The following is a 20,624-nucleotide window of genomic DNA, read 5'->3' as shown; positions in this document are numbered from 1 at the left end:
GGGCTTACACAAAAGCAGGGTCCGGCGGGCGAGAACGCCTGCCGGACCCTGTGTGCTCAGTGGCTCACTTCTTGCCCTTGGAGCCGCCGCCGTCGTCGCTGGAGAGCACCGAGATGAAGGCTTCCTGCGGCACCTCGACGGAGCCGACCATCTTCATCCGCTTCTTACCCTCCTTCTGCTTCTCGAGCAGCTTGCGCTTACGGGAGATGTCACCGCCGTAGCACTTGGCGAGCACGTCCTTGCGGATGGCGCGGATGGTCTCGCGGGAGATGACCCGGGATCCGATGGCCGCCTGGACGGGGATCTCGAAGGCCTGCCGCGGAATGAGCTCCCGCAGCTTGGCCACCAGGCGCACGCCGTACGCGTACGCGGCGTCCTTGTGCGTGACGGCGGAGAACGCGTCGACGCGGTCGCCGTTCAGCAGGATGTCGACCTTCACCAGGTCGGAGGCCTGCTCACCGGTGGGCTCGTAGTCCAGGGACGCGTAACCGCGGGTCTTGGACTTCAGCTGGTCGAAGAAGTCGAAGACGATCTCGGCGAGGGGGAGGGTGTAGCGGATCTCCACCCGGTCCTCGGAGAGGTAGTCCATGCCGAGGAGGGTGCCGCGGCGGGTCTGGCAGAGCTCCATGATCGCGCCGATGAACTCGCTGGGCGCGAGGAGCGTGGCGCGCACGACGGGCTCGTAGACCTTGTCGATCTTGCCCTCGGGGAACTCGCTCGGGTTCGTGACCTGGTGCTCGGTGCCGTCCTCCATGTCCACGCGGTAGACCACGTTGGGCGCGGTGGCGATGAGGTCGAGCCCGAACTCCCGCTCGAGCCGCTCACGGATCACGTCGAGGTGCAGCAGTCCCAGGAAGCCGACGCGGAAGCCGAAGCCGAGCGCGGCCGACGTCTCCGGCTCGTAGACCAGCGCCGCGTCGTTGAGCTGCAGCTTGTCGAGGGCCTCGCGCAGGTCCGGGTACTCCGAGCCGTCCAGCGGATACAGGCCCGAGAAGACCATCGGCTTCGGGTCCTTGTAACCGCCGAGGGGCTCGGTCGCGCCCTTGTTCAGGGAGGTGATCGTGTCACCGACCTTGGACTGACGGACGTCCTTCACGCCGGTGATGATGTAGCCCACCTCGCCGACGCCGATGCCGTCGGCCGGGGTCATCTCGGGGGACGACACACCGATCTCGAGCAGCTCGTGCGTGGCGCCGGTCGACATCATCCGGATCCGCTCACGCTTGTTGAGCTGGCCGTCGACGACACGGACGTACGTGACGACACCGCGGTACGAGTCGTAGACCGAGTCGAAGATCATCGCGCGGGCGGGGGCGTCCGCGACGCCGACCGGTTCCGGGATGTCGCGGACAACCCTGTCGAGCAGCGCCTCGACGCCCATGCCGGTCTTGGCGGAGACCTTCAGCACGTCGTCCGGATCGCAGCCGATGAGATTGGCCAGCTCCTCGGAGAACTTCTCGGGCTGGGCGGCCGGCAGATCGATCTTGTTGAGTACGGGGATGATCTTGAGGTCGTTCTCCATCGCCAGGTAGAGGTTGGCGAGGGTCTGCGCCTCGATGCCCTGCGCCGCGTCGACCAGCAGGATCGTGCCCTCACAGGCCGCGAGCGAGCGCGAGACCTCGTACGTGAAGTCCACGTGGCCCGGCGTGTCGATCATGTTGAGGACATGGGTACTGCCCTTGTCGGGCCCCTCGGTCGGGGCCCAGGGCAGACGCACCGCCTGGGACTTGATCGTGATGCCGCGCTCTCGCTCGATGTCCATCCGGTCGAGGTACTGAGCACGCATCTGCCGCTGCTCGACCACGCCGGTCAGCTGGAGCATCCGGTCGGCGAGCGTCGACTTGCCGTGGTCGATGTGCGCGATGATGCAGAAGTTGCGAATCAGAGCCGGGTCGGTGCGGCTCGGCTCGGGCACATTTTTAGGGATCGCGGGCACGCAGGGTCCTGTCTCTTGAGGCCTTCTGCCTCGGGTCGGCCTCGGTTGGGATCAATACGTAGCCTCCATGGTCCCATGAGCGGGGGGCTGCGCCCGGTTTGGGCCGCCTGGATGACGGCTGATACCGTGGGCAGCTGTGTCTCATGCCCTCTAAGCCGAGGCACGCACTCAGTGACAATCACCGGTACGGGTCCTTCGCGGACTCCGTGCCTGAACCTGAAAAGGCTCATTTCGTGGCGAACATCAAGTCCCAGATCAAGCGGATCAAGACCAACGAGAAGGCTCGGCTGCGCAACAAGGCCGTGAAGTCCTCCCTCAAGACCTCGATCCGCAAGGCCCGCGAGGCCGCTGCCTCCGGTGACGTCCAGAAGGCCGTCGAGGCCCAGCGCGTTGCCGCGCGTCAGCTCGACAAGGCCGTCTCCAAGGGCGTCATCCACAAGAACCAGGCCGCCAACAAGAAGTCGGCGCTTGCTTCGAAGGTCGCGTCCATCCAGGCCTGAACCTGACCTGACCTGATTCACCGTCGGTAGGACCCGGGCGGGCCCTCTCTCATCCGCCCCCGACCGACACCCAGAGCCCGCACGCGATCTGCGTTCGCCACGCGGGTGCGGGCTCACCACATGCACAACGCCGAAGCCCCGCCCTTTTCCAGGGCGGGGCTTCGGCGTATCCGGGGTTTCGGGATTTCCAGCGGTGAGGGCGGGTCGCTACCCGCGCGCACGCGCGGCCCGCGCCACGGTCACCACGGCCTTCTCCAGCGCGTACTCCGGGTCGGCCCCGGCCCCCTTGACCCCGGCATCCGCCTCCGCGACCGCCCGAAGCGCGACGGCCACCCCGTCCGGCGTCCACCCCCGCATCTGCTGGCGCACCCGGTCGATCTTCCACGGCGGCATCCCCAGCTCCCGTGCGAGATCCGCCGGCCGCCCCCCGCGCGCGGACGACAGCTTCCCGATCGCCCGCACCCCCTGGGCCAGCGCACTGGTGATCATCACCGGCGCCACCCCGGTCGAGAGCGACCACCGCAGCGCCTCCAACGCCTCGGCCCCCCGCCCCTCCACGGCCCGATCGGCGACGGTGAAGCTGGAGGCCTCGGCCCGCCCCGTGTAGTACCGCCCGACGACGGCCTCGTCGATGGTCCCCTCGACGTCGGCGGCGAGCTGCGACACCGCGGACGCCAGCTCCCGCAGATCACTCCCGATGGCGTCGACGAGCGCCTGGGACGCCTCGGAGGTGGCGGACCGCCCGAGCGCACGGAACTCGCTCCGCACGAAGGCCAGCCGGTCCGAGGCCTTCGTCATCTTGGGGCAGGCGACCTCCCTGGCCCCGGCCTTGCGCGCCGCGTCGAGCAGGCCCTTCCCCTTGGCGCCGCCGGCGTGCAGCAGCACCAGCGTGATCTCCTCGGCGGGCGAGCCGATGTACGCCTTGACGTCCTTGACCGTGTCCGCGGACAGGTCCTGCGCATTGCGTACGACGACGACCTTACGCTCGGCGAACAGCGAGGGGCTCGTCAGCTCGGCCAGCGTCCCCGGCTGCAGCTGATCAGGGGTGAGGTCCCGGACGTCGGTGTCCGCGTCCGAGGCGCGCGCGGCCGCCACGACCTGCTGCACGGCGCGGTCGAGCAGCAGATCCTCCTGCCCCACCGCGACGGTGAGAGGAGCGAGCGGTTCGTCGTTTGCAGTCTTCCTGGCCATCGCGCCCAAGCATCCCACGCGCCACTGACAACAAGGGGCCCTCCGGAACGGGGGCCGGGAACCGGGGCCGGGAGCCCAGGGGGGGGCGTGGCCCGGGGGGCGTGGCCCGGGGGAAGCCAGAGGGGAGGGGCAGCGGCCGGAGCCCTTACGGCTCCTCGCGCCACCCGTCCCACTCGCCCGCGAACCCGTCCAGCTCCTCGGCGTCGAGCCGACCCGCCGCGTCCTCGACGACGAGCAGCCACTGCGCGTCCTCGGCGTCGTCCTCACCGGCCAGCGCGTCCCGTACGAGCTGGGGCTCCTCGGCCACCCCGAAGCGCTCCCGGAGCGCCTCCGCGGCCTCCTCTGCGGCATCCCGGTCGGGCAGCACCAGTACGTGTCTCACATCGCTCACGCCACCATTTTCCGGCACGCGTGCGACGCCGCCGCACGGGGTCAGCCCTTGGGCACGACCTGTATGTCGAGGTCGATGCGGACGCTGGAGCCGACGACGGCGATGCCCCTCGCCAGCATGGTCTGCCAGCTCACGGTGAAGTCGTCGCGGTGCAGCTCCGTGGACGCGCGGCAGGCGGCCCGGGTCTCGCCCTCCATGCCGGTGCCCACGCCCAGGTACTCGGCGTCCAGCGTGACCGTCCTGGTCACACCGTGCAGCGAGAGCGCCCCGGTGATCGCCCAGCGGCTGCCGCCCTTGTGCACGAAGCGCTCGCTGTAGAACTCCAGCGTCGGGAAGCGCTCGACGTCGAGGAAGTCGGCGGACCTGAGGTGGTCGTCGCGCATCTTGACGTTCGTGTCGATGGACGAGGCGTCGATGACGACGTGCATCGCGGAGTCCTCGACCCGCTCGGCCACCCGCAGCACACCGGCGAACGTGTTGAACCGGCCGTAGACCCGCGCCATCCCGATGTGCCGCGCCGTGAACCCGATCGAGGAGTGCGTCGGCTCGACCTCCCAGTCCCCCGGGGCCGGCAGCGGCGGCGGCGCGGACACCTGGAGCGTGACGTCACCGAGGGCCGCCTGCTCGCCCTCGGCCACGGTGGCCCCGCCGCGGAACGGCGCGTACCCCTCGGCCGACACGGCGAGCCGGTAGTCCCCCGCGGGCACGGTCGCCACGAACGAGCCGAACGGGTCGACGCCCCCGCTCACCACCTTGCGCCCCATCGCGTCGGTCACCTGGAACTCGGCGCCGCGCACCGGCTCGCCCACGGCATCGATGATCCGGCCGCCGAGCACCCCCGCCCCCGGCGGCACCGTCCTTCCCCCGAGGGAACTCGAATCTACTGACCGGTTAGTACGGTTTCTCCGTCGGAGGCCGAACATGTCCTACCCACCCCAGAACGCTGGACAACTACCTGATCTGCTGCATTCGACAAACATTCGATCATCGTGGGCAGTTTCGAGGCAAGATGCGCTCACATGGCAAGAACACCGCCCTGAGCAGCATCGACCGCACCCACGGCCGGCCTCGACCGCGCCCATGACCAGCCTCGACCGCGCTACGGGAACACGCGGAGCGCCTCACCACCCCCTCCCACGACCGCGACCGCCCCGTCCCGGTCCGTCCTGAGCACGGCCGCACCGCGCGCCCGCAGCGCCGCCAGCGTGCTGGGGGCGGGGTGACCGTACGGGTTGTCGCGGCCCACCGAGATCAGGGCGACGCGGGGCGCGGCCCTGCGCAACAGCTCCGGATCCTGGTACGCCGAGCCGTGGTGGGCGACCTTGAGCACATCGACCCGGGGCAGCCGGGCCCCGGCCGGCGTCCTCAACAGGGCGCGCTGCGCAGGGGGTTCGAGGTCGCCGAGGAGCAGCAGGGTCAGCCCCGCGACGCGGACGAGCAGGGTCACGCTCGCGTCGTTCGGCCCGTCCGGAGTCGGGGCCGGGTCCGGCGGGGGCCACAGCACCTGCCAGTCGAGCGGGCCCGCCCTGCTCCGCTCCCCCGCCACCGCGCGCACCACCGGGATCTCGCGCCGGGCCGCCTCCCTCCGTACGAAGGCCACCTGCTCCGGCGGCTCCTCGAACCCGGTCGTCTCGATCTGCCCGACGGCCCGCCCCCGCAACACCCCCGCGAGCCCGGCCACATGGTCCGCGTGGAAGTGCGTGAGCACCACCGCCGGGATCCGGGTGACGCCCAACGAGCGCAGGCACCGGTCGACGAGCAGCGGGTCGGGGCCCGCGTCCACCACCACCCCGGTCCCCGCCCCCGCCGCGAGCACCAGCGCGTCGCCCTGCCCCACGTCGCACATGGCCAGGCGCCAGCCGGCCGGCGGCCAACCGGTGACGCCCCGCACGAGCGGCGCGGGCCGCGTGATCACCAGCACGAGCATCAGCGCGCAGACCCCGCAGATCCAGGGCGACGTGAGCACTCTGCGTCCCACGAGCACGAGGACCGCCGTGCCGAGCGCGAGCAACGCCCCACCGCGCCAGCCACCCGGCCAGTCCACCCCGCTGCCGGGCAGGGCGGCCCCGGTCCGGGCGAGGTCCGCGATCCACCCCGTGGGCCAACCGGCGCACCAGGCCAGGGACTTCGCCACCGGCATCGCGAGCGGCGCCGCCGCGAGTGCCGCGAACCCGAGCACGGTCGCGGGCGCGACCGCGAACTCCGCGAGCAGATTGCACGGCACCGCCACCAGGCTCACCCGCGCCGCCAGCACCGCGACGACCGGAGCGCACACCGCCTCCGCGGCAGCGGCGGCCCCCAGCGCCTCGGCGAGCCGCCCCGGCACCCCGCGCCCGCGCAGCGCAGCGCTCCACCGCGGGGCCAGCGTCAGGAGCGCGCCCGTCGCGAGCACCGACAGTAGGAACCCATAACTCCGCGCCAGCCACGGGTCGTACAGGACGAGCAGCAACACCGCCGTGGCCAGGGCGGGGATGAGCGATCTACGGCGCCCGGTGGCCACGGCGAGCAGCGCGATCAGCCCGCACGACGCCGCCCGCAGCACACTCGGCTCGGGCCGGCACACCACGACGAAGCCGAGCGTGAGGACCCCGCCGAGCACCGCGGTCGTCCGCAACGGCAGGCCGATCCGCGGCGCCAGCCCGCGCCGCTCGACGAGCTGCGCCGTGCCGGGCGGACCGATCAACAGGGCCAGCAGAATCGTGAAGTTGGCACCACTGACCGCCATGAGGTGCAACAGGTCCGTCTCCTCGAAGGCGGCATGCAGCTCCGGTGTCACACGCGCGGTGTCGCCGACGACGAGCCCCGGCAACAGTGCGCGCGCGTCCGCGTCGAGCCCGTCGGTGGCCTCACGCAGCCCCGCCCGCAGTGCCCCGGCCACCCGCTGCGACCGGCTCGGCGCCCCCACGACCCGTGCCCGCTCCCCACTTCCGACCCGCAGCACCGCCGCGACCCGGCCCCCCGCGACCACGGGCGGCGCGAGACTCCCCCGCACCCGCAACCGCGTACTCGGCAACACCGCCAGCCACGAACTCCCTTGCACCTGGGACGACTTACCGGGGGCGCGCGGGGGTGCGGCGCTTCTATCACCTGCGGCTCCGCCGCCTCCTCCGACTCCTCCGGCTCCACCAACTCCGCCGCCTCCTCCGACTCCTCCACCTCCTCCGGCTCCACCAACTCCTCCGACCCCTCCAGCTCCTTCACCTCCTTCGACTCCTTCGACTCCTCCGACCCCTTCAGCTCCTCCAACTCCTCCGGCTCGCCCGTCTCCACTGGTTCCTCTGGCTCCCGCACCCTTTTCGTCTCCCCGCTCTCCCCGCTCTCCCCCGTCTCCTCCAGGGCCCCCTCCGTTTCTCTCACCGCGCTCGACTCCTCCAACCCCTTCGGCCTCTCCAGCTCCCTCGGCCCTTTCGCCTCCTCCGACCTTTCCGCCCCTTCCAGCCCTCCCCGCTCCTCCGCCTCCCCCGCCCCTCCCATCCACCAAGACCAGCACCGGCGCCCGCGTCAGCGCCGCGTGTCCGTCCGGGCCTGTCACCCGCACCACGTCTGCCTCCACCAGCACCGACGTCGGTGCCGCGTGGTCGCCGTGGATTCTCGGGCGGGTGAGCCGGGGGTCGGAGGTCACCTCCAACTCCGCGTCCACACGGGCGAACCGGGCCCCGAGTCCGGGCACGGGGCCACGTCGCAGGTCGGCACCGTGCAGACCTGCGGAGGTCGCCGCCGCCGCGGTGCACAGGAGCAGCGCCGCCGCCGACGGACCACGCCAGGACCGCGCCGTACGCCCGGCCCCACCGCGCCCCGCCACCAACAGGCCCGCCCCGCCGACCGCACACGCCACCGCCACGAGCCCCGCCCACCACGGCGAACCGGTCACCGTCAGCGCCGCCGTGCCCCACGCCGCAAGCGCGGGCGGCACCAACCGCAGGTCCAGCGGCCCCTCTTGGCGCGGATGCGCGTCGCCGAGGCGGCCCGCTGGCGCCGACGCCTCCCGGTCGCCCCGCAGCACCAGGCGACTCACGGCCGCACGGCATTCTGCAGATCCTCGAAGCGGCGATCACCGATCCCATTGACCTCGCGCAGCTCGTCGACGGAGCGGAAACCGCCGTGCTCCGTGCGGTAGTCGACGATGTGCTGCGCCAGTACGGGGCCGACGCCCGGCAAGGTGTCGAGCTGTTCCAGCGTGGCCGTGTTGAGGCCGATAGGGCCCGCTGACGCCGACGCCCCCGCTGACCCGCCCGACGGCACGGCGGCGGCTGCCGCCGGCGGCTCGCCCACCAGGACCTGCTCACCGTCCACAAGGAACCGCGCCCTGTTGAGCCCCTCGGTGTCCGTGCCCGGGCGCAACCCACCGGCTGCCCGCAACGCGTCCGCCACGCGGGACCCGGCAGGCAGCCGATGGACCCCCGGCCTTCGCACCTTTCCGCTCACGTCCACGACGATCCCGGCGGCGCCGCTCGCCGCAGGCCCCGGCCCCGCCGCGGCGGTCGAGGCGCCGCCGTCCGGGAGCCCCACGGCCCGCGGCGCCGCCGCCCGCACCGTCTCGGGCGCCCGCACCGGCTGCGTACGCCCCGCCCAGAAGTGCTGCACGGCGAAGAGCCCCACCACGCCGACGAGGACGGCCAGCGCCACGGCGCCGCGCCGCTCGACCCCGCACCGCGTCTGTACCCACAGCGGCAACCGGTCCCGCAGGGCGAACGCCGCACGCTCCCGCCGCGAGGGCTCCGGGACCGGCGCGGGCTCAACCGACCCGGCCTCCGCCTCCGCCTGCGCCTGCGCCTGCACAGGGACCGGCTCGACCACCGGCTCCGGTGGCGCGAACAGCGCCTCCGCCCGCAGCCGGGTCCGCTCCGCCTCGACGCCCCTGCGCCGCGCCCGCCGCCGCACCACGCGCCGCTGCCGGGCGCGGCTGTCCGATGCGGGGCCGCGCCCCGGCCCGCTGGAGGGGCGTGCCGTCCGTGTCCGTGCTCGAAGGTCCATGTCACGAGACGGTAGGCACCGCCCCACCAACAAGTGGATCTTGCTCAATTTCCGGGGACAACCCGGCAGTTGTGGAAAACTCCGTCACCCACGCAGCCGACGAAGCACGCCCCGAGAACCCACCGCTCACACGTCGCGCACGCAGCGCCCTACGCCCGAGGCGAGACCACGGCCCCCAGCAATCCCGGCCCCGTGTGCGCCCCGATCACCGCCCCCACCTCGCTGACGTGCAGCTCGGCCAGGCCCGGCACCTGCTCGCGGAGCCACCCCGCGAGCGCCTCCGCCCGCTCCGGCGCGGCCAGATGGTGCACGGCCACGTCCACCTGCGCGCTGCCCGCCCGCTCGGCCACGATCTCCTGGAGCCGCGCGATCGCCTTCGACGACGTGCGGACCTTCTCCAGGAGTTCGATGCGGCCGCCGTCGAGCTGGAGCAGCGGCTTGACCGCGAGCGCGGACCCGAACAGCGCCTGCGCGGCGCCGATCCGGCCGCCGCGGCGCAGATAGTCCAGCGTGTCGACGTAGAAGTACGCCGACGTACCCGCGGCCCGCTTCTCCGCCGCGTTCACCGCCTCGTCGGCCGTGCCCCCCGCGTCGGCCGTCTCCGCCGCAGCGAGCGCGCAGAAGCCGAGGGCCATGGCCACCATCCCGGTGTCCACGACGCGCACTGGGACCGGGGCCTCGCGCGCGGCCAGCACCGCGGCGTCGTACGTCCCGGAGATCTCCGCGGACAGGTGCAGCGAGACGATGGCGGTGGCGCCGGACTCGGCCACCTTGCGGTAGGTCTCGGCGAACAGCTCCGGGCTGGGTCTCGACGTCGTGACCGACCGACGCTTCTGCAGCGCCTCCGCGACCGAGCGGGCGGAGATCTCCGTACCCTCCTCGAGCGCCCGGTCACCCAGGACCACGGTCAACGGCACCGCCGTGATGCCGTGGCGCTCCATCGTCCGCTGCGGCAGGTAGGCCGTTGAATCGGTGACGATCGCGACATGGCGGGACATGCACCGGAGGTTACCTGCCACGGTCCCCCGGCGGCAGTCCGACCCCTGCCTGCCGGCCACCGGCCGACGCGGGCCGACGGGCGATCAAGTCGTGCTCTCCGGACGGGGTTTCTTCTCCCACGGATACGCGGGGCGTACACCTGGCGGAGTGATCGCGGCCCGGTTCCGCTCCCGGTCCCGCCCCTGCCTGCGGTCCGTCCGCGGCGCCTCCCGCGCGGGCCCCGGCTCGGATCCTGCCGCGGATGCCGCCGCGGGCCCCGGCTCGGTCGTCCAGTGCCGCAGCGCCCCGGCCTCCAGGTCGATCTGCGAACTCAGCGCGTCCAGGTCGTCGCTCGCGAACCGGCCGGCCCGGTCGCGGGCCGCGTGCCGCAGCGCGTCGGCGGACCGCGTGATCTGCTCCGTTCGCGTCCTGAGCTCCGGCAGCACCCGCGCCACCTGCCCCTTGTCGGGCTCGCTCTCCAGCCGCTTCAGCTCGGCGTCCACCGCGTGCCCGTGCGCACTCAGGCGCTCGAAGAGGCCGAGGGACTCCTTGAGCGAGGTGTCCTCCGTCACACGCGCGTGCAGCGCGTCCTGCGTGGCCCGCATGGAGGTGCGCAGCTTCAGCCGCAGCTGCGCCAATTCGGCTGCCGTGCCGGGCTGCGCGTAGCTCCTGGCGCGCAGCGTGGTGTCCTCCACCGCCCGCCGCGCCTGCTCGACCTTGCGGTCCACGCCGCGCTTGGCCGCGCCGACCGCCTTCACGGTCATGTACCCGCCGAACGCCAGAAACGCGACGAAGATCAGCGCGATGATCATCAGCACTGCTTCCATAGCGCTCTCTCCTCAAGGTCGCCCCGCCCAGCCACTCTCTCCACCGTAAACGGAGCGGGCAGGCCGAGGGTTCCAGCGGAACCCCCAACCTGCCCGTAGGGAACAACCCTGAGCGCCGTGCGCGCGAACTACGCGGGCACGATGTTCACCAGCTTTGGTGCCCGCACGATCACCTTGCGGATGCCGGCGCCGTCCAGCGCGGCGACGACCTTCTCGTCGGCCAGGGCGATCTTCTCCAGCTCCTCCTCGGAGATCGCCGGGGAGACCTCCAGGCGGGCCTTGACCTTGCCCTTGATCTGCACGACGCAGGTCACGGCCTCGTCGACCGCGTACTCGGGGTCGGCGACCGGGAAGTCCTGGTGGACGACGGAGTCGCTGTGGCCCAGCTTGCGCCACAGCTCCTCGGCGACGTGCGGGGCCAGCGACGCGACCAGCAGCACCAGGCGCTCGGCGACCGAACGCGGCAGCGAGCCACCCTGGTAGGCCTTCACCAGGTGGTTGTTCAGCTCGGTGACCTTGGCGATGGCGGTGTTGAAGCGCATGCCCTCCAGGTCGCCGCGCACGCCGTCGATCGCCTTGTGCAGGGCGCGCAGCGTGGCCACGTCGATGTCCGCCTCGGGCACGTCGACGACGGTGACCTCGCCGGTCGTCTCGTCGACGATGTTGCGCCACAGGCGCTGCAGCAGCCGGAACTGGCCGACCACCGCGCGCGTGTCCCACGGCCGGGAGACGTCCAGCGGGCCCATCGCCATCTCGTACAGACGCAGCGTGTCCGCGCCGTACTCGGCGCAGATCTCGTCCGGCGTGACGGCGTTCTTCAGGGACTTGCCCATCTTGCCCAGCAGGCGCGTGACCTTCTCGCCCTGGTAGTAGTACGCGCCGTCGCGTTCCTCCACCTCGGCGGCCGGTACGGCGATCCCGCGCGCGTCCCGGTAGACGTACGCCTGGATCATGCCCTGGTTGTACAGCTTGTGGAACGGCTCGGACGACGAGATGTGGCCCAGGTCGAACAGCACCTTCGACCAGAAGCGCGCGTACAGCAGGTGCAGCACGGCGTGCTCGGCGCCGCCGACGTACAGGTCGACACCACCGGTGGGCATGCCCTCGCGGGGGCCCATCCAGTACTGCTCGATCTCCGGGTCGACCAGCTTGTCGCTGTTGTTCGGGTCCAGGTAACGCAGCTCGTACCAGCACGAACCCGCCCAGTTGGGCATGGTGTTGGTCTCGCGGCGGAACTTGCGCGGGCCCTTGCCGTCGCCCAGGTCCAGCGTGACGTTGACCCAGTCCTCGTTGCGTGACAGCGGCGTCTCGGGCTGCGTGTCGGCGTCGTCCGGGTCGAAGGTGCGCGGGCTGTAGTCCTCGACCTCGGGCAGCTCCAGCGGCAGCATCGACTCGGGCAGCGCGTGGGCGATGCCGTCCTCGTCGTAGGCGATCGGGAAGGGCTCGCCCCAGTAGCGCTGACGGCTGAACAGCCAGTCGCGCAGCCGGAAGTTGACCGTGCCGGCGCCGATGCCCTTGCGCTCCAGCCACTCGGTCATGCGGGCCTTGGCGTCGGCGACGCCCAGGCCGTCCAGGTTCACCTCGTCGCTCGCGGAGTTGACCAGCTTCGCGTCGCCCGCGACGAACGCGTCGTCCCACGTCGAGGGGTCCGTGCCGCGATCGTCGCTCGGCTCGACCACACAGCGCATCGGCAGCTCGAAGGCACGCGCGAAGGCGAAGTCGCGGCTGTCGTGCGCCGGGACGGCCATGATCGCGCCGGTGCCGTAGCCCATCAGTACGTAGTCGGCGATGAAGACCGGGACCTGCTCGCCGCTGACCGGGTTGGTCGCGAACGCGCCGGTGAAGACGCCGGTCTTGTCCTTGGCCTCGGTCTGGCGCTCGACGTCGGACTTCGAGGCGGCCTGCTTGCGGTACGCGGCGACGGCCTCAGCAGGCGTCGCGTGCCCGCCGGTCCACACGTCGTGCGTGCCCTCTGGCCAGGCGGCCGGGACGATCTTCTCGACCAGTTCGTGCTCGGGGGCCAGCACCATGTAAGTGGCGCCGAACAAGGTGTCCTGGCGGGTCGAGAAGACGGTGATCTTCTCCTCGCCGGAGCCGGCACCCTCGGCGGACGGAACGGCGAAGTCGATCCGCGCACCCTCGGAGCGGCCGATCCAGTTGCGCTGCTGCAGCTTGATCGCCTCGGGCCAGTCCAGGCCGTCCAGGTCGTCGATCAGCCGGTCCGCGTAGGCGGTGATGCGCATGTTCCACTGGCGCAGCTTCGCCTTGAAGACGGGGAAGTTGCCGCGCTCGGAGCGGCCGTCGGAGGTGACCTCCTCGTTGGCCAGGACGGTGCCCAGGCCCGGCGCCCAGTTCACGGGCGCGTCGGAGGCGTACGCCAGGCGGTACTCACCCAGGATGTCGGCGCGCTCGGCCTCGTTCAGCTCGCTCCAGGAGCCACCGCCGGGAACGGCGCGGTCACCGGTCTCGAACTGCTTGACCAGGTCGGCGATCGGACGGGCCTTCTTCAGGTCGTCGTCGTACCAGGAGTTGAAGATCTGCAGGAAGATCCACTGCGTCCACTTGTAGTACTCCGGGTCGATCGTGGCGAACGACCGGCGCATGTCGTGGCCCAGGCCCAGGCGGCGCAGCTGGACCTTCATGTTCTCCATGTTGGCCTCGGTCGACGTGCGCGGGTGGGTGCCCGTCTGCACGGCGTACTGCTCGGCGGGCAGGCCGAACGCGTCGAAGCCCAGGGTGTGCAGCACGTTGTGGCCCGTCATGCGCTGGAAGCGCGCGAAGACGTCCGTGGCGATGTAGCCCAGCGGGTGGCCGACGTGCAGGCCCGCACCAGAGGGGTACGGGAACATGTCCATGATGAACTTCTTGGGCCGCGACGCGACCTGCGGGTCGCCCACCAGGTCACCGCTCGGGTTCGGCGCCTCATAGGTGCCGTGCTCGTCCCAGAAGTCCTGCCAGCGTGCCTCGATGTCGGCGGCCATGGCCGCCGTATAGCGGTGCGGCGCGACCGCCGCCTCGGAAGCGGCGGCGTTATTCGTCTCGCTCATGATCCTCAAAGCTCCATCGATCGTCTCTGCCGGCGGCCAGTGCTCAAGAAATGAAAAAGCCCCTCGCACAGGAGGGGACGCCGCGCCGATTCCGACCTCACGCCCTGGGGGCGGGTCGGGACTGATCAGCGCGGCTCACTAAGCAGAAGGCATACGGCACGCATGGCGTCAGGGTACCGCAGCCCTCGCGCGGCCCGCGACGGGCTTCCCCGCGCCCCACCGCACCCCAGGGATTACTCGGCGTACCGCCCCCTATCGGGACAACGTAAAGACCAAACATCTCGTAGATAACAGCGAGATAACTCAAACCTCGTACTGCCCGGTATGCCTCGATCTAGAGTGCGGGCCGTGGGACCACCGTGCCGAACCGTTCGGAGTCACCCCCATGAACCCTCGAACCCCTCACTCCCTGAACTCCCTTCGTACGCCCAGGAGTTCACGTACACCTGGCGCCGGCCGTCGCAGGAGAACAGGGCTGCTCATCGCGGGAGTCGTCCTCCTGCTGCCCGTGTTCGTGTCCATCGGGAGCGACGCCGTGCGGACGACGCTCGACTTCGGCGCGGGCGTGCTCTCCCTGGTCTCGCTGACCTCGTCTGTCGTCTGGGGCCTGGTCGCCTCCGACCGGGTCTTCCTCACCTCGCGGCAGCGGCTGCTCGCGCAGGCCGTGCACCGGATCACCGCGGTCGCCTCGCTGGTCTTCCTGCTGCTGCACATCAGCGTGAAGCTCGCGCTCTCGCACGTGACGCTGCTCGGCGCGCTGGTCCCGTTCTCCGGGGGCTTCGTCGGCAGCGCGGGCCTGATCGGCCTGGGCGTGACCGCCGGACTCCTCATGGTCACCACGGGCGTCACGGGCGCGCTGCGCAGCTCCATGGCCTCCCCCGCGCGGCTCGCCGCCCGCTGGCGCGCGACCCACATGCTCGCCTACCCGGCCTGGTGCTTCGCCCTCATGCACGGCATGTACGCGGGCCGGCCCGCCAAGGGGTACGTGACCGTCCTGTACTGCCTGGCCCTGGTCGCGGTCGCCGGCGCGATCGCCCTTCGGGCGGCGCCGCAGCCCTTCCGGCGCAAGGTGGCGGTGCGCATCCTCGAATTCCTGGACGCCGGTCCGCGCGCGAGCGGCACCAGGCGGGCCGGTGCGCCCCTCCCACAGCCTTCCTACGAGCAGCAGCTTCCCTCCTACGAGCCCGCACCGGCCGCCCCGCAGCCGCCGCGCCCGGAGTCCGCCCCGCAGCCCTCTTACGAGCCCACTCCCCCGCCCCAGACGGACATCGGCTTCGCGGCCGCCTACCGCGCGGTGTCCTCCCTCCCCCGCTCGGAGCTGCCCACGCAGTCGGTCCCGTACCTGGAGCAGTACGCGGAGCCCGTGGCGTCCGCGCCCACCGAGCGGTGGCCCGCCCCCTCCCCGCCGCCACCGGCCGAAGCCCCGCGCTCCCTGTACGACCCGACGTACGACACCCCCTACGGAGGCGTGCCCGGCTACCCCGCCGCCTACGGGGACGGCACGAACAGCGGCGCCTACGAACACCTCTACGCAGAAGCGCCCGATCCCACCGAACCGCTCCCCGGCCCCTACCAAGCACCCGCTTCCGGCGAGCCCTGGACCACGCCCTACGGAGGCACGCAGTGAACACCGCACTGCCCGACGTCCCGGAGGTCCGGGTCGTCGGACTTCCCCAGCTCACTTCGGGGTTCGACCTCGTGGACCGGCTCGACCTCGACATGCACCTGAAGGTGCACGGACCGCTGGAACCCATGGCGGGCGAACCGCTCGCGCAGCTGGCCCAGGCGATATCCCTGCGCGGCCGGGGCGGCGCGGGCTTCCCCTTCGCCAAGAAGCTCCGCGCGGTCGCGGAGTCGGCGATCCGGCGCGGAGTGCGCCCGGTGGTCGTCGTCAACGGCAGCGAGGACGAGCCGGCCTGCCGCAAGGACACCGTGCTGATCAACCGGGCCCCGCACCTGATCCTGGACGGCGCCCTGCTCGTCGCGGAGGCGATCGGCGCGCGCACGCTCGTCATCGGCGTGACCCGCGACAGCACCGAGGCGTCGATGCAGGCGGCCCTCGCCGAGCGCGGCCTGTCGAACCGCCGCAATTCGCCGCTCCGCGCGCGCGTGCAGCGCAATCCGGTGCGCATGGTCACCGGGGAGTCCTCGGCCCTGATCCGCTCGGCGGACGGCGGCCCGCCCATGCCGCCGGGCCGCAAGGTCCGCGCCTCCGACTCCGGCGTCGGCGGCGCCCCCACGCTCCTGTCGAACGCGGAGACCTTCGCCCAGCTCGCCATCGCGGCCCGCACGGGCGCCGAGCGCTACTGCCGCACGGGCCTGCACGACGAGCCCGGCACGATCCTGCTGACGCTCTCCGGGGCGGTCGCCCGCCCGATGGTCCTGGAGGTGCCGGCGGGCGTCCCGCTGAGCTACGTACTCCAGCTCGCGGGCGCTCCCCCGCTCCCGCAGGGCGTCCTCACGGGCGGCTATCACGGCAAGTGGCTGGACGGGGTGGGCGCGCAGGACGCCATCGTCTCCCGCGCCTCCCTGGAGGCCTCGGGCGGCGCGCTCGGCGCCGGGGCGATCCTGCCGATCGGCCCGGACACCTGCCCGCTCGGCGAGGCCCTGAAGGTGGCGCAGTGGCTGGCCTCGGAGAGCGCGGGCCAGTGCGGGCCCTGCTACCTGGGGCTACCCGCGGCGGCGCGCGGACTCGAGGACGTGCTGAACGGTGGCGGCCCCACCGCCCTGGAGGCGCTGCGCGAGGTCACGCACGCGGTGAAGCGGCGCGGGGCGTGCAAGCATCCGGACGGTTCGGCGGCGTTCATCGAGTCGACGATCTCGGCGTTCACGGACGACCTGGCCGCACATGTCCTGGGCGCCGGCTGCGGCCGCCCGGTGCTCGGTGTGCTGCCGCTGCACGCGGAGGCGCCGGCGAGCGTGACGCCCAGCGGGAAGCGGCTCGCCGTCGACTGGACGCTGTGCCGGGGCCACGGCCTGTGCGCGGACATCGTGCCTGAGCTGCTGCAGTTGGGACCCGACGGCTTCCCGACGGTCGCGGAGGCCGCGGTCCCCGGCTACTCGGAGGCGAACGCGGTACGGGCCGTGCGCCGCTGTCCCGCGCTGGCGCTGCGGATCGAGGAGGACGCCTCGGCGGCCCCGCAGGACCGGAGGCCGGCACGCCCTGCGCTCCCGCCCGGCCGCAGCCGCGCCCGGAGGTAGCGGGCACGTACACCCCGACACATACCGGCCGTACACCGGCCATATACGAAGGCGGGCCATCCGAATCGGATGGCCCGCCTTCACAACTCCTGTGGAGCTAAGGAGAATCGAACTCCTGACCTCCTGCATGCCATGCAGGCGCTCTACCAACTGAGCTATAGCCCCGTGCTTTGGTCCTCCGGGGCTTCCCTGTCGGTCTCCCCGGCGGCGTCGCCAACATTACACGGTCACCGGGGTGCATCACCAAATCGTTTCCTTTCCGCCCCCTTCTGTATGGAAAAGTCGCCGTTGACGGCTACTAGTGTTGCCCCATGTGACTGTGCTCGCCCTGCCCCGCACCCGCCACGCACCAGCTGCTCTGGGAGCCTGCCTGCTCTCGTTCACGGCCTTCGTGATCGCCCAGCGCGCGGCCGACGTCTCCATGATCGATCTGATGGTCTACCGGGCCGAGGGCTGGACGGTCCGCACCGGCGGCGACCTGTACGCACTGCGCGCGACCTACGCCGACCTGCCGACCACCTACCCGCCGTTCGCCGCGCTGCTGTTCCTGCCGCTGACGTTCCTGGACGTGGTGACCATGAAGGTCGCCGCGACCGCCGCGAACCTCGCCCTCCTCTTCGGACTTGTGCACCTCTCCCTGCGCCTCGTGCGACGCCACGCGCGCGTGGAGCACGCCTTGTGGGTGGCGGCCGCCGCCGTGTGGTGCGAGCCGGTGTGGACGACGCTGCGCTACGGGCAGGTCAACCTGCTGCTCGCCGTGCTCGTCCTGTGGGACCTGACACGCCGGCCCGGGCACCGCTGGGCGGGCGTGGGGATCGGCATCGCGGCGGCGATCAAGCTGACGCCCGCGCTGTTCGCCGTCTTCCTGCTGTGCACGGGGCTCGCGCAGTTGGCGCGGGGCGGGGCCTGGCGGCCGTGGGTGCGCGGAGCCTGCGTGGCGGCGGGCTCTTTCGTCTGCGTGACCGTCCTTACGGCCGTCGTCCTGCCGCACGACTCCCGGCACTTCTGGACGCGGACGGTCTTCGAGTCGGACCGCCCCGGCCACGCCGAGGAGACCGGCAACCAGTCACTGCGCGGCGTACTGGCCCGGCTGCTGCACACCGGGGATCCCGGGGCCTGGTGGGTCCTCGCCGCCGCCGTGACGGCCCTGGTCGGCCTCGCGGTCGCGGTCACGGCGGCGCTGCGCGGGCGCCTCGCCCTGGCGGCGGTGGCGTGCGCGACGACGGCGCTCCTGGTCAGCCCCGTCTCGTGGTCCCACCACTGGGTCTGGTGCGTGCCGTTGGTACTGCTCGTGTGGGAGTCGGGCCGTCAAAAGACCGCGCTCGCCGTGGCCTTGGCGTTCTGCACGTACGCACTGTGGTGGGTGCCGCACACCGGCGGACGGCCCGAACTCCACCAGAACGCAGGGGAGTCGATACTTTCGGCGCTCTACGTGGGAGTGGCGTGCGCCTTCCTGGCGTACTCGGCGCACTCGGCGTTCACGCTCTGGCGAACGAATAGAAGCGCTTGAGCGTGCAGTGCTCGTCCAGGAGCCGGCCGTAGATCGGCTCGCCCTCCAACTCGCGGTACGTCTCGATCGGGTCGCCCTTTATGATCAGCGCCCGCGCGCATTCCTCGCACCAGTACTGGTAGTCGGGATTCAGCGGCTCCATGTCGCGCACGATGGGCGTACCGCTGCCGCACCAGTCGCACTTCCTCCTGTGTGCACCCATGTGTTCCGCTCAGCTCCAGCTGTGGCCGCAGGCCGTGCACACGTACGAGATCCCGCCGTTGTCGCCGAGCATCTGGGCGACGTGGATGGAGCCGCAGGACGGACAGTTGAGGGACGGGACCGCTTCTGAACCGGCCGGGGGCTCGGCGGATATCGCTGCCATGCCGAGGAAGCGATCGGCTTCCTCGGTGATGCTCAAGGGCATCGCGCACTCCCTCCCCAGCGGGCCGCCTTCGTCGGTAGGACACTGCCCCGTTCCGGCCGTCCGATTCTGCCACGGCGGAAGCGACCCGGTCAGCGACGCCCGCGTACCAGTCCGGACACGACGTCCGCAGAGGTATACGCCCCGGGCGCCCCTGGCGCCTCAAACCTGCCGCAAAATCGGCAACGAAAAATCCCGCCCCTTTACGGGACGGGATCTTTGATTCCTGTGGAGCTAAGGAGAATCGAACTCCTGACCTCCTGCATGCCATGCAGGCGCTCTACCAACTGAGCTATAGCCCCTCGCGTTCTTCCCCCTCCGGGCTTTCCCCCGGCGGGCCGAACAAGAAGAACTTTAGCCTGCGACCTGCCGGAAAGTGAAATCCGGTCCCTCGGGCCTCACGGACGCCCAGGGCCTGGTCCGAGGACAGGCCCTAGTCGTCGTCGCCGAGGACCGGTTCCGGCAGCGTGCCCGCGTTGTGCTCCAGCAGGCGCCAGCCGCGGGCGCCCTCGCCGAGGACGGACCAGCAGCAGTTCGACAGGCCGCCGAGCCCCTCCCAGTGGTGGGCCTCCAGGCCGAGCAGCCGGCCGATGGTGGTGCGGATGGTGCCGCCGTGGCTGACGACGACCAGCAGGCCGTCGTCGGGCAGCTTGTCCGCGTGCCGCAGCACGACGGGCGCGGCCCGGTCGGCGACCTCGGTCTCCAGCTCGCCGCCTCCGCGGCGCACGGGCTCGCCGCGCTTCCACGCCGCGTACTGGTCGCCGAAGCGGGCGATGATCTCCTCGTGCGTGAGGCCCTGCCACTCCCCCGCGTACGTCTCGCGCAGGTTCTCGTCGTACGTGGCGTCGAGGCCCGTGAGCGCGGTCAGTTCGGCGGCGGTGGAAGCGGCCCGCGCGAGGTCGGACGCGACGATCGCGTCCGGCCGCAGGGAGGCGAGCAGCCGGGCGGCGCGGCGGGCCTGGGCGACGCCGGTCTCGGTCAGCCCGATGTCCGTGGTGCCCTGGAAGCGGCGCTCCAGGTTCCACGCGGTCTGGCCGTGCCGCCACAGGATGACGCGCCGCCCCCGAGAGGTGCTGGTCACAGCACCTCACCGCCGAGCTCCCGCATCTCCTCGGCAGCGGCCTCCCGCTCCTTGGCGTGCTCCTCGGCCTTGCCGCGGGTGGCCTTGGCGTCCTCAGGCAGGTCGAGCTCGGGGCAGTCCTTCCACAGCCGCTCCAGGGCGTAGAAGACGCGCTCCTCGCTGTGCTGGACGTGGACGACGATGTCGACGTAGTCGAGCAGGATCCAGCGGGCGTCACGGTCGCCCTCGCGGCGCACCGGCTTGGCGCCGAGCTCCTTGTTCAGCTTCTCCTCGATCTCGTCGACGATCGACTTGACCTGGCGGTCGTTGGGCGCCGAAGCGAGCAGGAAGGCGTCCGTGATGGACAGCACATCGCTGACGTCGTAGGCGATGATGTCGTGCGCGAGCTTGTCCGCTGCCGCCTGTGCGGCGACGTTGATGAGCTCGATGGAACGGTCAGTGGCGGTCACTACAAGGCTTTCCGTCGGCGGTCTGAATCCCCTGAGAGATCCCTCAGGGCAGTACCCCAAGGGTCTCACGGCCCACCGACACGCCTCACGGCCTTAACCGTGGCCCCACGGGCGCGGGGCCACGGTTCTGCGGTGG

The 20,624-nt window shown here is 71.6% G+C and carries 17 protein-coding genes and 2 tRNA genes; 4 read left to right on the top strand and 15 right to left on the bottom strand.

The genetic code is table 11. The features are described from left to right. Positions 1 to 64: 64 nt before the first annotated feature. Positions 65 to 1,936, bottom strand: a complete 1,872-nt coding sequence (gene lepA, locus ACP4E5_RS29490) for a translation elongation factor 4 (protein WP_425833862.1) — start codon at positions 1,934 to 1,936, stop codon at positions 65 to 67. Positions 1,937 to 2,169: 233 nt separating this feature from the next. On the opposite strand from lepA, the gene rpsT reads away from it, so the two are divergent. Next, the gene (gene rpsT / locus ACP4E5_RS29485; protein ID WP_266719751.1) at positions 2,170 to 2,436 is read left to right on the top strand and encodes a 30S ribosomal protein S20; all 267 of its coding nucleotides are present in this window, start codon (positions 2,170 to 2,172) and stop codon (positions 2,434 to 2,436) included. A gap of 207 nt (positions 2,437 to 2,643) precedes the next feature. On the opposite strand, the gene holA is transcribed toward rpsT, so the two are convergent. The 8 genes from holA to leuS all read right to left on the bottom strand — a co-directional run bounded on the left by holA (position 2,644) and on the right by leuS (position 13,844). After that, entirely contained in the window at positions 2,644 to 3,627 is a 984-nt protein-coding gene (gene holA, locus ACP4E5_RS29480; RefSeq protein WP_425833860.1) for a DNA polymerase III subunit delta, read from the bottom strand. A 145-nt stretch (positions 3,628 to 3,772) separates the two neighbouring features. Continuing rightward, on the bottom strand, positions 3,773 to 4,018 hold the full coding sequence (locus ACP4E5_RS29475) for a hypothetical protein (RefSeq protein WP_425833858.1): 246 nt from the start codon (positions 4,016 to 4,018) through the stop codon (positions 3,773 to 3,775). A 41-nt stretch (positions 4,019 to 4,059) separates the two neighbouring features. Continuing rightward, on the bottom strand, positions 4,060 to 4,941 hold the full coding sequence (locus ACP4E5_RS29470) for a YceI family protein (RefSeq protein ID WP_425833857.1): 882 nt from the start codon (positions 4,939 to 4,941) through the stop codon (positions 4,060 to 4,062). 176 nt (positions 4,942 to 5,117) lie between these two features. Next, positions 5,118 to 7,820 (bottom strand): ComEC/Rec2 family competence protein, encoded by a 2,703-nt coding sequence (locus ACP4E5_RS29465; protein ID WP_425841747.1) that lies wholly within the window; start codon positions 7,818 to 7,820, stop codon positions 5,118 to 5,120. A 209-nt stretch (positions 7,821 to 8,029) separates the two neighbouring features. Continuing rightward, positions 8,030 to 8,992, bottom strand: a complete 963-nt coding sequence (locus ACP4E5_RS29460; protein WP_425833855.1) for a ComEA family DNA-binding protein — start codon at positions 8,990 to 8,992, stop codon at positions 8,030 to 8,032. A 149-nt stretch (positions 8,993 to 9,141) separates the two neighbouring features. Beyond that, entirely contained in the window at positions 9,142 to 9,990 is an 849-nt protein-coding gene (locus ACP4E5_RS29455) for a DegV family protein (RefSeq protein WP_425833853.1), read from the bottom strand. A gap of 84 nt (positions 9,991 to 10,074) precedes the next feature. Beyond that, entirely contained in the window at positions 10,075 to 10,797 is a 723-nt protein-coding gene (locus ACP4E5_RS29450; protein ID WP_425833851.1) for a hypothetical protein, read from the bottom strand. Positions 10,798 to 10,925: 128 nt separating this feature from the next. Next, entirely contained in the window at positions 10,926 to 13,844 is a 2,919-nt protein-coding gene (leuS, locus tag ACP4E5_RS29445; RefSeq protein WP_425833849.1) for a leucine--tRNA ligase, read from the bottom strand. A 385-nt stretch (positions 13,845 to 14,229) separates the two neighbouring features. On the opposite strand from leuS, the gene ACP4E5_RS29440 reads away from it, so the two are divergent. After that, positions 14,230 to 15,471, top strand: a complete 1,242-nt coding sequence (locus ACP4E5_RS29440) for a ferric reductase-like transmembrane domain-containing protein (protein WP_425833847.1) — start codon at positions 14,230 to 14,232, stop codon at positions 15,469 to 15,471. Beyond that, on the top strand, positions 15,468 to 17,045 hold the full coding sequence (locus tag ACP4E5_RS29435; protein ID WP_425833845.1) for an NADH-ubiquinone oxidoreductase-F iron-sulfur binding region domain-containing protein: 1,578 nt from the start codon (positions 15,468 to 15,470) through the stop codon (positions 17,043 to 17,045). Before ACP4E5_RS29440 ends, ACP4E5_RS29435 begins: the two co-directional genes overlap by 4 nt. A gap of 92 nt (positions 17,046 to 17,137) precedes the next feature. Here ACP4E5_RS29435 and ACP4E5_RS29430 read toward each other — a convergent pair. After that, a tRNA-Ala gene (locus ACP4E5_RS29430) sits at positions 17,138 to 17,210 on the bottom strand. A 148-nt stretch (positions 17,211 to 17,358) separates the two neighbouring features. Here ACP4E5_RS29430 and ACP4E5_RS29425 point away from each other — a divergent pair. Further along, entirely contained in the window at positions 17,359 to 18,555 is a 1,197-nt protein-coding gene (locus ACP4E5_RS29425; RefSeq protein ID WP_425833843.1) for a glycosyltransferase 87 family protein, read from the top strand. Here ACP4E5_RS29425 and ACP4E5_RS29420 read toward each other — a convergent pair. The 5 genes from ACP4E5_RS29420 to rsfS all read right to left on the bottom strand — a co-directional run bounded on the left by ACP4E5_RS29420 (position 18,524) and on the right by rsfS (position 20,488). After that, positions 18,524 to 18,757 (bottom strand): hypothetical protein, encoded by a 234-nt coding sequence (locus ACP4E5_RS29420; RefSeq protein ID WP_266719727.1) that lies wholly within the window; start codon positions 18,755 to 18,757, stop codon positions 18,524 to 18,526. The two genes, ACP4E5_RS29425 and ACP4E5_RS29420, sit on opposite strands and share 32 nt — an antisense overlap. Before the next feature lie 9 nt (positions 18,758 to 18,766). Beyond that, positions 18,767 to 18,961, bottom strand: coding sequence for a hypothetical protein (locus ACP4E5_RS29415; protein ID WP_425833841.1), 195 nt, complete (start codon positions 18,959 to 18,961; stop codon positions 18,767 to 18,769). A gap of 226 nt (positions 18,962 to 19,187) precedes the next feature. Further along, positions 19,188 to 19,260 (bottom strand) — tRNA-Ala (locus ACP4E5_RS29410). A gap of 131 nt (positions 19,261 to 19,391) precedes the next feature. Next, the gene (locus ACP4E5_RS29405; RefSeq protein ID WP_425833839.1) at positions 19,392 to 20,039 is read right to left on the bottom strand and encodes a histidine phosphatase family protein; all 648 of its coding nucleotides are present in this window, start codon (positions 20,037 to 20,039) and stop codon (positions 19,392 to 19,394) included. Next, the gene (rsfS, locus tag ACP4E5_RS29400) at positions 20,036 to 20,488 is read right to left on the bottom strand and encodes a ribosome silencing factor (RefSeq protein ID WP_425833837.1); all 453 of its coding nucleotides are present in this window, start codon (positions 20,486 to 20,488) and stop codon (positions 20,036 to 20,038) included. Before rsfS ends, ACP4E5_RS29405 begins: the two co-directional genes overlap by 4 nt. Between the last annotated feature and the right edge of the window lie 136 nt (positions 20,489 to 20,624).

Origin of the sequence: Streptomyces fractus (genome assembly GCF_049844455.1) — a bacterium.
GTDB lineage: Bacteria > Actinomycetota > Actinomycetes > Streptomycetales > Streptomycetaceae > Streptomyces > Streptomyces fractus.
The sequence above is the reverse complement of the archived record's forward strand: the minus strand, read 5'-3'. Positions and strand labels throughout refer to the sequence as shown.

Bases quoted from the DNA above. Each gene is read 5' to 3' on its own strand.
- holA (WP_425833860.1), bottom strand. From the start codon at position 3,627: ATGGCCAGGAAGACTGCAAACGACGAACCGCTCGCTCCTCTCACCGTC.
- ACP4E5_RS29470 (WP_425833857.1), bottom strand. From the start codon at position 4,941: ATGTTCGGCCTCCGACGGAGAAACCGTACTAACCGGTCAGTAGATTCG.
- ACP4E5_RS29460 (WP_425833855.1), bottom strand. From the start codon at position 8,992: ATGGACCTTCGAGCACGGACACGGACGGCACGCCCCTCCAGCGGGCCG.
- ACP4E5_RS29455 (WP_425833853.1), bottom strand. From the start codon at position 9,990: ATGTCCCGCCATGTCGCGATCGTCACCGATTCAACGGCCTACCTGCCG.
- ACP4E5_RS29450 (WP_425833851.1), bottom strand. From the start codon at position 10,797: ATGGAAGCAGTGCTGATGATCATCGCGCTGATCTTCGTCGCGTTTCTG.
- leuS (WP_425833849.1), bottom strand. From the start codon at position 13,844: ATGAGCGAGACGAATAACGCCGCCGCTTCCGAGGCGGCGGTCGCGCCG.
- ACP4E5_RS29440 (WP_425833847.1), top strand. From the start codon at position 14,230: ATGAACCCTCGAACCCCTCACTCCCTGAACTCCCTTCGTACGCCCAGG.
- ACP4E5_RS29420 (WP_266719727.1), bottom strand. From the start codon at position 18,757: ATGGGTGCACACAGGAGGAAGTGCGACTGGTGCGGCAGCGGTACGCCC.
- ACP4E5_RS29415 (WP_425833841.1), bottom strand. From the start codon at position 18,961: ATGCCCTTGAGCATCACCGAGGAAGCCGATCGCTTCCTCGGCATGGCA.